The sequence below is a fragment of the Sphingomonas sp. GW821-FHT02B09 genome (assembly GCF_059421875.1).
In genome coordinates this window covers 281781-293618 of the sequence record NZ_JBWKVV010000002.1, presented here as the reverse complement: position 1 = coordinate 293618, position 11838 = coordinate 281781, and the positions used below count along the sequence as shown (strand labels likewise).

The 11838-nt window shown below is 66.4% G+C and carries 12 protein-coding genes; all 12 read right to left on the bottom strand.

Translation table 11 applies throughout. From position 1 onward, the window contains the following. Nucleotides 1–43: 43 nt before the first annotated feature. The 12 genes from AC07U4_RS09325 to AC07U4_RS09270 all read right to left on the bottom strand — a co-directional run bounded on the left by AC07U4_RS09325 (nucleotide 44) and on the right by AC07U4_RS09270 (nucleotide 11703). A complete protein-coding gene (locus tag AC07U4_RS09325) occupies nucleotides 44–889 on the bottom strand; it encodes a TolC family protein (RefSeq protein WP_495195240.1) in 846 nt (281 codons plus the stop codon). Between the two features lie 169 nt (nucleotides 890–1058). Beyond that, nucleotides 1059–1262 (bottom strand): hypothetical protein, encoded by a 204-nt coding sequence (locus AC07U4_RS09320; RefSeq protein ID WP_495195239.1) that lies wholly within the window; start codon nucleotides 1260–1262, stop codon nucleotides 1059–1061. A 197-nt stretch (nucleotides 1263–1459) separates the two neighbouring features. Continuing rightward, complete coding sequence (locus AC07U4_RS09315; RefSeq protein ID WP_495195238.1) at nucleotides 1460–1939, bottom strand: thermonuclease family protein; 480 nt, start codon at nucleotides 1937–1939, stop codon at nucleotides 1460–1462. A gap of 76 nt (nucleotides 1940–2015) precedes the next feature. Beyond that, nucleotides 2016–2516, bottom strand: coding sequence for an SH3 domain-containing protein (locus AC07U4_RS09310; protein ID WP_495195841.1), 501 nt, complete (start codon nucleotides 2514–2516; stop codon nucleotides 2016–2018). Nucleotides 2517–2542: 26 nt separating this feature from the next. Then, nucleotides 2543–3508, bottom strand: coding sequence for a hypothetical protein (locus AC07U4_RS09305; RefSeq protein WP_495195237.1), 966 nt, complete (start codon nucleotides 3506–3508; stop codon nucleotides 2543–2545). Further along, on the bottom strand, nucleotides 3508–4785 hold the full coding sequence (locus AC07U4_RS09300; RefSeq protein ID WP_495195236.1) for a hypothetical protein: 1278 nt from the start codon (nucleotides 4783–4785) through the stop codon (nucleotides 3508–3510). Before AC07U4_RS09300 ends, AC07U4_RS09305 begins: the two co-directional genes overlap by 1 nt. Next, nucleotides 4785–5621: a hypothetical protein gene (locus tag AC07U4_RS09295; protein ID WP_495195235.1), complete on the bottom strand. Its 837-nt coding sequence runs from the start codon at nucleotides 5619–5621 to the stop codon at nucleotides 4785–4787. The genes AC07U4_RS09300 and AC07U4_RS09295 overlap by 1 nt, the downstream gene beginning before the upstream one ends. After that, nucleotides 5611–7041 (bottom strand): hypothetical protein, encoded by a 1431-nt coding sequence (locus AC07U4_RS09290; RefSeq protein WP_495195234.1) that lies wholly within the window; start codon nucleotides 7039–7041, stop codon nucleotides 5611–5613. The genes AC07U4_RS09295 and AC07U4_RS09290 overlap by 11 nt, the downstream gene beginning before the upstream one ends. Nucleotides 7042–7207: 166 nt before the next feature. Continuing rightward, nucleotides 7208–7969, bottom strand: a complete 762-nt coding sequence (locus AC07U4_RS09285) for a hypothetical protein (RefSeq protein ID WP_495195233.1) — start codon at nucleotides 7967–7969, stop codon at nucleotides 7208–7210. Between the two features lie 185 nt (nucleotides 7970–8154). Next, a complete protein-coding gene (locus AC07U4_RS09280; protein WP_495195232.1) occupies nucleotides 8155–9066 on the bottom strand; it encodes an alpha-glutamyl/putrescinyl thymine pyrophosphorylase clade 3 protein in 912 nt (303 codons plus the stop codon). After that, on the bottom strand, nucleotides 9053–10048 hold the full coding sequence (locus AC07U4_RS09275; RefSeq protein ID WP_495195231.1) for a thymidylate synthase: 996 nt from the start codon (nucleotides 10046–10048) through the stop codon (nucleotides 9053–9055). Before AC07U4_RS09275 ends, AC07U4_RS09280 begins: the two co-directional genes overlap by 14 nt. Before the next feature lie 188 nt (nucleotides 10049–10236). Then, the gene (locus tag AC07U4_RS09270) at nucleotides 10237–11703 is read right to left on the bottom strand and encodes a hypothetical protein (protein WP_495195230.1); all 1467 of its coding nucleotides are present in this window, start codon (nucleotides 11701–11703) and stop codon (nucleotides 10237–10239) included. Nucleotides 11704–11838: the final 135 nt, after the last annotated feature.

Genomic DNA, 11838 nt, shown 5'->3' with positions numbered 1-11838 from the left:
GGCGGCTCGGAACGACACCGGCGACGGTCTGGCGTTCCGACGATCAGGTCTGCCATCCGCCGCCGAGCGCCAGGAAGATCTGGACCTGATCGGCTGCGAGACGGCTTTCCGCGGCGGCGAGCGTCTGATCCGCGCCGATGGCGGTACGCTGGGCGTCGAGCACCGGCAGGAAGCCCGTTCGGCCGGCGCGGAACAGCGTCTCGGCATCTCGTGCCGCCTTGCCGGCCTGACCGCTCGCCTCGCGTAGCGCCGCAATGCGATCGAGATCGCGCGCGTAGACGGTGAGGCCGCTCTCCGTCTCCCGAAGGGCGGTGAGCACTGCCCCGTCGAAGCGGGCATAGGCGGCGTCGCTCTCCGCCTGTGCGGCGGCGATGCGGGCGCGGTCACGCGTGCGGTTGGGGAACTGCCAGCTGATGAGCGGCCCCAGCGAGAACTTGTAGGTGTCGCTGCCGAACGCCCGCTCGGCGAGCCCGACCGAGCCGACCGACGCGCCGAGGGATATGCGGGGGTACAGATCGGCGGTGGCGACGCCGATGCGGGTGGTGGCGGCGCGCAGTTCGTACTCTGCGCGACGGACGTCGGGCCGCCGACGAAGAAGCGCGGCGCCGTCGCCGATCGGTATCGGCCGATCGAGGTGCGGCTCCATGGTGCAGGCGGCGACGTCGCGATCGAATTCGGCAGGCGGGCGCCCCGTCAGAGTGGCCAGTCGGTAGAGGGCCAGCCGCTGGGTCGCCTGCAGGCCGGGCAGCGTTGCCCGGACCTGCGCCTCCTGCGCGATCGACCGCGTCGCGTCGAGCGATCCGCTGCGCCCTGCGCGCACCAGTCGCTGCGTCAGCTGCGTCCGCGTCTGAAGCGCGAGGGCGCGCTGAGCGACTGCGATCTCCCTCACCGCGGTGACTGCCCGCACGTACCGGACGACCGTCGTCGAGGCCTGTCGATCCGCAACATGGCGTGCAGCGCGAGCGGCACGATCAAGGCACCGGGCTAACCTTCCGCGGCACGCACCTGAAAGGCCGCTCATTCTCGTCGTCGTGCGGCACTACATCGGAGGCGCCCGGTCAGCTCTGCAGGCTGAGCCCCCGTCGACGCAATTCCGCGTCCACGACGTCCCTGAGCGGCGACGTCTCGCTGGCGCTGAAGATGTCGGCGAGATCCAGCAGATCATCGTCGCCGAGCGCAGTCACCGAGGACTTGATCGCAGCCAGCCGGACGAGAGCCCGTTCGCCTTCGGCCAGAAGCCGGTTGATTCGCATGCGCAGCATTCGGGACCGCTACCAGACCCGCTGCGAGATTGAACCCGTACCTTGAGACACCCGTTCGAACATCTCTGACGTCTGACCGATCGGCGGCCCGCTCACGGGGGTCGAACTACCCCGGGGCGGGGCCGGTCTTCCCGCATTCGACAAGCGCCTTTATTCTCGCCACTGGGCGGGCTGTTCGAGCCATAGTCGACGGACCATCACGGGCACCAAGGGTGACGGCGTCCGTCCCAGGTTCTCGCAAGCCCCTCGGCAACGAGCTGATCCCCCAGCGATCGGCCATCGCGGACAAGCACGCGCAGCTTGCGTCCATAGCGATCGGTATCCCGATCGATCGCCTTGAGCTCGAAGCTGCCTGCGTTGAGAAGCTCCGCCAGACGCGACGTCGCCCGATCGCCCAGCTCGGCCTCGTACGTGCAGCGGGGTGAATGGGTCTCCGGCGCGTCGATGTCGGCGACACGGATCTTCTCTCCGTCGATCCAGGCGGTGTCGCCGTCCACCACGCAGTTCGTGCCACCGCCTCGTGGACACAGAGAGAAGCGCGTGCCGGCGGAAACCGCCGTCGAAGGGCCTGCTACGATGGCAGCCGGCGATACGAGGTCGGCAGCCTTGCGCGCGACACCTTCTGGCACGCCGACGCCGATCAGCGCGCCCATCGCCGCTGCCGCAAATAGCGACATGGCGACTACGGTCCCGCTCGTCGCGCCCGAACGACGGTCAGGCTCTCTGCGCCGATGGCGCGGCCGCCTGTCCCGCTCAGAGGCCATATCGCTTGTTCCCGCCCGACGTGATGCAGTACCGACCGCCTCTCGGGCCGATGCATATGTTGCCGCCGCCGCATGGGCAGCTTCCGCCCGAATACGGGCCGCCGAAGCTCCTTCTGGTCGCTCTGTGACGGGCGCGCGGGGACGAGAGGCGTAAAGCGGATTGGCGGTAGCTTCGACGCGCATACGAGGTCTTCCGATCGCGCGCGTGCGATGCCGATACTCTCGAATTCGACATGGCGTAGGAGGCGACGTCGCTGCCTAGCAGATCGCTGCGAACCCAGCATGCGGGCAGGGCGGCGGGATCGACGTAGCTCCATCCCCCGCTGCGGGACAGAACGGGCACTCGGGCGCCGCGCGTCAGCGTTCCAAGAGCAGGCGAGGTCGTTCGGGCAGCGGCACGGCATCTCACCTTGTCGCCGAGGACCGTTTCCGCATGGGCCGCTAGGCCCAGAGTGAGGCTAAGCACGACCAGCAAGAGCCGCAGACACATCGACATTCCGTTTCCCCCTTCCCGCGTCACGCGCGGTTCTCGTACTTGTAGAAGTGTCCCTCGACCCAGAGCAGCAGGGTCTTGTAGCGGCGCTTCTCTGCGGCTCCTGTGCGATCGGTCACGAGGACGAAGAACCTGCATCCGTGTGCCTCCCCCCAGTCGAAGAGCGGCTTCGTCATGCTCTGGAAGCCGGGACCCTGCATCGTGCGATCGTACGCCAATCCGGCAAGCGGCAGCCGTGCCTGGTCCGCGCGCCGGTTCGGAAGTGCGCGATCGTGTGTCACTATGCCTGCCGATGTCAGGGTCACGTCGAAGATGTATTCGGGTGCACCTGTCCGCGTCGCCCAGCAGGCCGGCTTCTCGGAACCCTTGCCGAGGGCCTCGAGGCGACGGGTGGCGTACGCCATGCTGCCCTTGAGCCGTTCGTTCTCGAGACGGGTCGACAGCATCTGCTCGGCGATCTTCGTCTTCTCTGACGGCAGGTCTGCCATGGTCGCCCTGAGCGCGTCCCGCTCCGCCGCGATGTCCGCGATCCGACGACGTAGGTCCTCGCCGCGACGGTCCATGTCCCGATCGGAAGCCGTCGCCTTCGCGGAAGCCGATCCGGTACGATCGGCTCGCTTGCCCGTGCCGGCCGCCTGTTCCGCCTTCGTGACCGCGGCGGCCGCCTGTCCCAGGCGGCGGCGTGCTTCGTCGACAGTGTCCTGACGCACGGCTGAATCGACCAGTTCGTGAGCGAGGGAGCGCGCCGCCGCGGGATCTGTGGCCTTCTCCCTCAGCAGACGTTCGACACGCGACGCCGCACGCTCTTCGGGCACGGCTCGCTTCAGCTGGGCGATCTCCCGATCCTTCGAGAGGAGAGCGGCGCCGAAGGCCAGAAGCAGCACGAAGATCACGAGGATGCCGAGCTCTGCGAGGGTCAGTCCGAGGACCAGGCCCTTCCGGTATGTGGCGTTGTCCCGGTCGACTGATCGATCGCTCAGGTTCGCCATCAGAGAGACGGCCGATCCTGTGGAGCATGCTGCGGTACGACCGGCTCGACCCTGATGGCGTCGAGGGGCTCGTCGACCAGGCTGATCGGAGCGGAGACGGGAACGGGGGTTTCCACATGCGCCACTGCCGCGATGGCGCGATCGACCGCCTGCTGCAGCTGGCCATGCATGCCGTCAAGCGCCTCGCTGATCCGCCCTGGCTGCGCCTCGATCGATCGGGCCGCCGCCTCCGCGCGTTCCATCGCATCGACTGCCCGTTCGAGTCCGGCGGTCTGAGCCTGGACGGCCGCCGAGGTCTCCGCCGCCACGCGGCCGACTTCGGAAGCCTCCCGCTGGATCGTCGCTACCGCCTCGACGCCGCCGTCGAGATGGGCATGAACTCCGGAAAGGCCCTGCTCGAGCCTTTCGGCGGCCGATGCCAGTGAAGCGAGCCGCTGCTCGACGCCGTCCACGGGCCCGACCCCGTCGTCCATGCGCTTGGCGAGCCGATCCACGGCAGCCGAAAGTCGGCGGGCGACGGCGTTGAACTCGGTATTGCGCTCGGTCGAGGAGCGCAGGCCCTCGTCCCAGCGCGCCTGCGAGGCATCGAGCGTCGTCCTGAGAGCGTCGCTCGCATCCGCCAGTCGGACGGCCGCGCCTCCGATCTGGGTCTCGAGGCCCTTCGAGGCGCCCGCGAGGCCCTCCGCGCTCTGCGTGACCGCTTCCCGCAGCCTCGCGCCCGCCTCGTCCAGGGACGAGCCCAGCTTCTCGCGCATCTCCTCGATGGCGTCGCTGACCGACTGACGACTGGCCCGTGCGGCCATGCCGAACTCGGCGCTAGCGTTCATCATCTCCACCTTCAGGCGGCGCGAGGCCTCCGCCAGCTGCAGCCGCGCCTCCTTCTCGGTTTCCACCGGATCGCTGCGCATCTGGCTGAAGACGACCCGGAGCGTTACGCCGACGAGCGTCGTCGCCAGCGCGATGCCGAAGTTCGCGACGATCTCCTCCGCAGTGCCGCCGGCCGAGAACTGGGCGAGGGACACGGAGAGGCTGACCAGCGTGAAGATGAAGCCTAGATAGTATAGGTTGTCGCCGATCTGATCCGCTCGCGCCCGGTAGAACCGTCCGACGACGAGCGAGGCGTAGGCGCCCATGACCAGGCAGGGCGCCATGGTCACGAAGAGCTGCCGCACGCCGAACGACTTCAGCAGCACGATCGATGCCGCGCCTGCGATCGCCGCGACCAGAAACGCGAACGCCTGGACCTTCGCGGTACCTTCCTCGAACTTGGACTGCATCAGTTCCTCCCCGGCAGCGGTGTCGATCGTCGCACCCTTGCGCCCGCCGCAGCGAACCACCCCTCCCAGAAATCGGCGAATCCGGAAGAGGTCTGCAGCGCGTCCTGCGCGCTGCGCCTGATCATGAGCAGCTCGACGTTCACTCCCTCGAGCTGCCCGGGAATGGCCTCGCCCGCCCGCTCGGCCGCCCGGTCGTCCAGGGGGCCGCCGTACATGCTGTAGGCCGGCGAGTTCTGGATCAGGTCGGAGGCGAGAAGCAGTCGACGCGGCAGCTTCCGCACGGCTGGAGGAAACGCGGAGACGCTGACCGCCTGGACGCCTTCCAGAATCGGCGATCTCTCTGCACGAGGTACGTCCAGTACGCCGTCGAGCGCCTTCTGCAGCGGATCCTCGAAGCCTTCGTCGTATCGCTTCTGCACGAGCTCCGGCGAGGCAGTCCACTGATCGACGTCCCTGCTCGTACCCGGGTTGCATTTCGAGAACAGTGGCCGGAGCAACGCGGTCTCGTCTGCGCCGGCAGCGAAGATCTTGAGCATGCCGTAGCGCGGGAGATCGTCGGCAGCCGCCAGGACGCGCGAGCGGATGGCGGCCTGCGTAACCTGCGAGGCCGGATCGGTGACGTCGACGACGACGGCGGTGACGGCGACCGGACCCGTCTTCGGGCAGAGGCTGTCCGTCGCGAGTGCTGGGTTGTTCCGACCTGCCATGAAGTAGAGCACGCCGATCCCGATCATGACCAGCCCACCGATCGCGAAGAACAGCAGCCCGTTCCGCTTCTGCTTCCTGTCGCGCTCCATTCGGCGGTTGCGCACGGGCGGACGACGGTCACGCGCCATGGGCGGTCTCCAGATCGTCCAGGGAGCGAAGGCGGCCTATCGCGCTCTCGAAGGCCTCGTTGAGGCGCAGCGACTGCGCATCCAGAACGGTCTTCGCCTCGGACGTGATGCGGGAGACCTCCTCGTCGGAATAGCGGATCTCGCCATACGAGGGCGCCGCGCCGCGCGGCATGTCCCAGCGGCGATTGAAGTGCGCCGGCACTGGCGTCGTGCGCGCCTTCCGGTTCGCCTCGCGGTAGATGCCAAGAAGGTCGATTCCCAGCCGTTCGAGGAATGCGAGGTGAGCCTCGAAGCCTCTCGATATGCGCGCGATGGCCTCGTGTATGGAACGGCTCTCCGACCGCTTGCGGGTGAGATCGTCATGCTCCTCGTTCATCCCCGCGTGAGCAGCCTCGTACGCCGCGTTCAGGGCGTCGATCAGATCCTGGCGATCGTCGAGGTAGTCCCGGCGGCGCTCGTCGAACGCGCGCGAGGGGCGGTCGTAGCCGAAGTAGGCATCGCCTATTCGCCGACCGTCGGCCAGCGCGATGAGGGAGAACGCGAGGCCGAGCACGAGCATGGTGATCGAGGAGGCATCAAGGCCCGACAGCGCTCCCTTCCGCATGGTCTGCCAGGCGACGACGCCAGGATGTTCAGGGTCGACGGCGAAGGCGGACCTGTAGTGGGCCACCATGAGGTTCAGGCCGACGGCCAGCACCACGTATGCGCCTAGCACGCCCCAGCCTGCAGCTCGTGACGGCGCCGACCGGTGTACCACCAGCGTCGTGCCGATGCGCCCGGCCGTCCAGCCGATGCCGATGTTCAGAGCGGCGAAGATCGCGGCCTGGAACCAGCCTCCGACGAGGCCCAACGGATTGCCCTGGGCGAAGAAGACGCCGTTCAGCAGCGTCTCCACCACGAGCACCGCGAAGAGGACGCCGTACAGGAACCACCGCTGCCCGTCGGTCCGGGGATATTCCGCAGGTCGATCCAGGCCGTGCCTTTCGCGGAAGGCATGCAGGTGCTTCTCCGCCTCAAGCATGTCGCGGCGTAGAGGGTTGAGGCGGTCGACGCCCTTGGCGGCTTCGCCGTCGATCGCGGCGACGCCCACGTCGGCCGCCGATCGAATCTGGCTTGCCTTGGTGTCGAACTCCAGGTCGAACAGCCGATCCCGGTACGTGTTCATCATGTCCCGGAACTGGTTCTCGGAACTGGCGCGTTCCCGTTCGATTCGGTCGACGACGCGGCTCTCCACGAGATCGAAGTGCGCCTGGTCCGATGGCGGCTCCTCGTCGGCGCCCCGGTCGCGGCCCTCCCGCTCGAGGTTGAGGTCGCCGGCAAGGCGATCAAGTCTGGGCTGGACGAACGTCTCGGTCGAGACGTCGTATGCGTGGCTCGACTCGCTGGCGCGGCCGATGAACGCCCCTATCTTGTTAAGCACCGATTTCCCCCGCGATCGGTCTGGTCCCCTGTCCGATCTGCGAAGCCGTTGATAGCATGCGATAATCGCTCGGCAACCGCTGGACAGCCCCCTGACAGCGAGGATCGCCCCGTATCAAGACGCCGGCCTCCGTTGCGCCTGTTCGCAAGACGGAATCGACGTGACATCAGGCCGCCTCGCCTGGGGCCGGCCGGACCGGACCGCCCTGATCCGCCGCTTCGTCGTCCGATCCGCTGCCGATGCGCGTCCTGCGCAATAGGCCACCTGCAGCGCCCAGCAGCCGACCACCGCTCCTCACCGCTCCGCGCGCCGCCGCGTCCGCGCCTTCGCCGATGGCCCTCGCTCCCTCGCCGGCCGCTCCGGCGGCCGACGACAGCCGAGCAGCCGCCGCGTCCCTGATCGACGTGCGCGGCGGCGCATCGAGCCCCTCGCGGACCCGCCGCGCCTCGTAGGCCGCTAGATTGTAGGAGCGCAGGTTGTAGGCGAACCAGGAGCCCGTCCCCGCAGCATAGGCGGCCGTCGCTATCCATCCCCAGACGGTCGCCTTGCCAGCGAGCTGTCCGCCCGCAGCGGCGGCTTCGGCAGCCTTCGGACCGGCCTTGAGCAGCGCCGATGCGGCCTTGAGCTTGCGGCCGCTTTCGATCGCCGTCTTCGCGACGGAGACGGCCCTCGTGGCATCAAACCTCTTGGACCCGCCGGCGATCCCGGACGCCGTCTGCTGAACCGCCGCAAGCGCGCTGGCGGAGCTCTTCGTGGCGAGCGCCGAACGTTCGTCAGGTGTCAGACCGTAGAGATCCGCGATCTCGCTCGCGGCATCGTCCAGGCTGGCCGAGCTGAACGCCAGAGCCTTCCCTGCCGCGGTGGCGCTTCGTCCGAGGATGAGGCGATTTGCCCGGTCATACAGCGCATCCAGATCATCTAGCGTCATGTGGTCCTCATGGTTGGTGGGGTTGGTCCGAGCATGCCGGCGACCTCGTTGTCAGGTCGGGCGGCGGCAGGGATCCGTGGATCACGGCGAAGGGAGCTGTCCTGGCAGCTCTCCCCCTTCGGCCATTTCGCCAGATGGAGGTCAGGCGTGATAGATGCAGGTCGGCCGCCCGGAAGTCGCTGCACCTATCCGACGTAGTGCACGAAGCGACGCGGGCTCTTCTGCCAGTTGCACAGCGCGTCCTCCATTACCGCCATCCCCACGCCGAGCCGGCGATCCAGAGCGTCGAGAGTCGGCTGAAGGACGCGGCCTGACGATGCGCTGTCTTGCCTGCCGTCGATCAGGAGGCGCGCTCCGGCGCGCGGCCCCGTCGCGCCGTCGAGATACGCGCTTCCGGCGGCGATCGGCGCCAGGCCGTATCGACCGACGAGGGAGAGGTAGTCGAAGCGTGCGAGGCGGCCGAAGGTCAGGATCCTGAGCCGACGGTACAGGTAGTCGAAGATCGTGTGAGGGTCGTTGCCCGCGGCGCGCGTCGCTGCCGCGAAGAAGGCCGCATGCCCCGCCGGGCCGATCCATGAGAGATAGTCGTCGACCACGCGCTTCATCGGACGCGATGCGTTCGGACGCATGCTCTCGTACTTGCGGTGGTTGCCGAACGCGCCGCCGATCGCTTCCCAGTTGACGTCAAGCCAGGCATGGAATGCCGCCGGGTCGGCGGTCACCGCGCGCCAGGACCAGAGGCCGGTCCCAAGCATGCCGTAGACGTCCCGCAGTCGCTGCCATCCCACGCGCGGCCGCGCGAAGTGCGTCATCAGGAAGACGAGCCATCCGGCCTCGTCGACGTTCCCCTGCTGCATGTGAAACGCCACGGCACGTTCCGGATCGAACGACGGGCTATGTGGGTCCGCGCGGTGCGCACCGACCGCTTTCCGCTGCACGAGACGGTAGTAGTCCTCGCGGCGAAGGCTCGCCACGAACTGCATGGCGAGGGCATCGATGGTGGCAGCGTCGCACAGTCCTTGAAGAGACAGCGGTCCTGCGGCGGCGGCAAGTTCACCTGCGATGCGCCGGTGCTGTGCGTTCCTAGTAGGCCACATGATCTGTCTGTTCTTCCCCGCTTGCACGGCCAGCCAGATGCATCCGGCCGTCGACGTATGGTCTGTAGAATGGGTCCGCTAGCTGCGTTCGAAGCTGCTTCAGCGGCTCAGGGTAATCGAGCGACCACCTGCGGGCCCAGTAGACCTGCAGCAGCCTGACGATATCCGCCCAGTATTCCTCGCTCGTCTCCGCGGCCGCATCGAGCTCCTGCCCGCGGCGGACTCGATCCTCGATTGCCAGAAGGCGCGGCACGAGTTCGAACGGATCTCCGGCAGGCATTTCCGGCATTTCATCCGTCTGCTGGAAGCCTTCGTGAAGGTACGGGTCAATTTTGGCGAGATCGTCCATGTAGAGGTGCATGCTTCCGACGTACTGCAAATATTCGCCAAGACCGACGCCCAGTCGTCGAGCCATCATCTCCTGCAGCATCGTGAAGCAGAAAACGTCGTGCGGCAGGCCTTTGTATGCATCGTTGGAGCGCATCGTTACGGACAACGTAAGTCGCCCGTCGCGAAGGAGAAACTGCAGCGTGGTCGTGCAGGGTATTTCCAGATGTTCGCCGACCACGTCCTCGGCGTTCAGGATCTGGATGACGGCACGTTTTGATGCCGGCCTGCGCGAAAGCAGATCGTAAACGCTGTCGAACTGATCGATTGACTCGCGCATCCGTCTGAAGCGAGGACCATAGGCCCCTTCGATGACGCCGTTGACGGCTTCCTTTCTGTAGGGACCAACATACGGTTCGATGAAGGCGAGCGTGTCCGATCCGGAAAGATACCAGAGCAGCTCGCCCAATGCGCTGAACAGCCTACCGCGATCTTCCGACCGGCTCACCCGTGCACGAGGTCGGAGGATGCGCAACGTGACGCCGAGGAGCTCGACGGTGTCGCCACGACTGCCCACGTTTGAACTGCCGTGATCCTTCAGCTGCCCGTATAGCCGGTACAGTACACCATCGAGGCTTTCGCACTGTATTTCCACGTTTCTGGCCTCAGCCGATCTGGCTAGTTCGATGTTCTGAGACGATCTTCCCGATCATAAGCCGGGTCAATCTGCGACAGGCCGGAAGATCAGACATATCGCAACCGGATCGGTAGCTTCAGCGTGGTCGTTCGGCCGATGCTATCGATGCCGGTGCTTGAGCATAGTTCGCACCTGTGCCGGGACAGCTATATCCACTGCCTGATCTCACGGTCGATCGCGTAGTTTGAAGTCAGCCTCGAAAGGCTGCTGCACTGCTCCAGACCGCTTCCGTCTTCCACGCCGACGATCTTTGGATTGCGATTTCGAACATGCTCCAGGACGTCCTCATGGAACGGCTCGTCACCGTCCTTCACCTCGCGACAGGCGAACAGCGCGACATCCTTGTGGACGTTCGCAACGAGATCCTCATGGAAGTTGGCCTGCGAGCCGTGATGCGGAAGCATCATGTAGGCCAGATGGTCCATGGCGGCTTCATAGAAATGGAGGAGCCGCTGCCGCCGACGCGTGTACCGCAGTTTAGCGTCCCCCGTCAGCAGCCATCCGAACCGTTTTGTATAGGGCTTCGCCGGAATGGAGTTCCGGTAGTAGGTAGTCCTCCGTGCGGTCGGTCCGACATACAGCGACAGGGAAACGGCGTTGGAGTCGCTGAGGCCGCTGATCTTGTAGGCCGCCTTCATCCTGACCACGAACTCGCCGTCGGTCGCGACCTTGTGTAGTGCGAGCTCGGCAAGATCCAGTCGGTCGGCATCCACTTCCAGGAGGTCGGCCACACGCCTTACCAGCTTTTTCCTTGCCTCCGGACGAGCAGGATTGACGAAGGGGACGAACGCCCAGTCGGAACGGTGCGTACGCCCCGCGATCCAGCCCGATCCTGAGGGAGCCAGGATGTTCTCGGCTTCCTCTATCGGCACGTTCCGCGGATCGAGCAGCGTGGTGTCGCGGGGCATGGTCCGCAGTACGGCGTCCGCGTCCGGCCCCAGAAGCCCAGGTCGACCCTCGCCGCGATCCTGCTCGACCTGCACGACGCGTTCGGCTCCGCGCTCGCGGAACCAGGCCGGCGGATCATGAAGTACGCTCCGAAGCTCGAGAGTCATGGCATCGTCGGCGACCGCCGAAAGCTGGATCGCCAGCCGGTCGATATCGTCGAGGTACGGCAGGACGACGGTACCCACCTTCACCTCCGACAGGAGGTGGGCGAGACCGGAGATGTGGTCGGAATCGAAGTGGGACACGAACAAAAGGTCGACTTTTCCCCTCGACTTCTTCACGCGTTCGACGAATTTGGTCAGGTGCTTGTTAAGCTGCGCCTTGCCCGACGTGGTCAGGGCTCCGCAGTCGTACACCCAGGTCAGGAACGGCGCGCTCAGTCCGAGGGCGCCGGCATGGAAGCCTCCATGTCCGACAGGATGCTGTCTCACGATCGCGGTCGGCACGTTGTCCAGCCCATGCGTCGGTATCCCGAGCCAGCTCTGAAGATCTTCGTAGCCGGCCAGCCGCAGGCGCTCTCGCAGCCTTTCGAGCGGGTCCGAACAGTGCTGCGCAAGACGACGCAGATCCTGCAGGAGCTTCGGTGCCAGGCTTTCGCCAGTCCCCTTCGACAGCGCCTCGGTTGCGAGGGCGGCGAGACGGTCGAGTTCGGCTTCGGTATCCATGTCCGACCTTGTGGTCGGAAAACCCTACCGAATGGGGAACGCGAGCCTACAATCGTCACCGATCCGGCAGCTTTCGTCTGTCCTTGGCCTCCGCCATCCAATGATCGCTGGTTTTCCGATCGTCCGGCAGAGCTG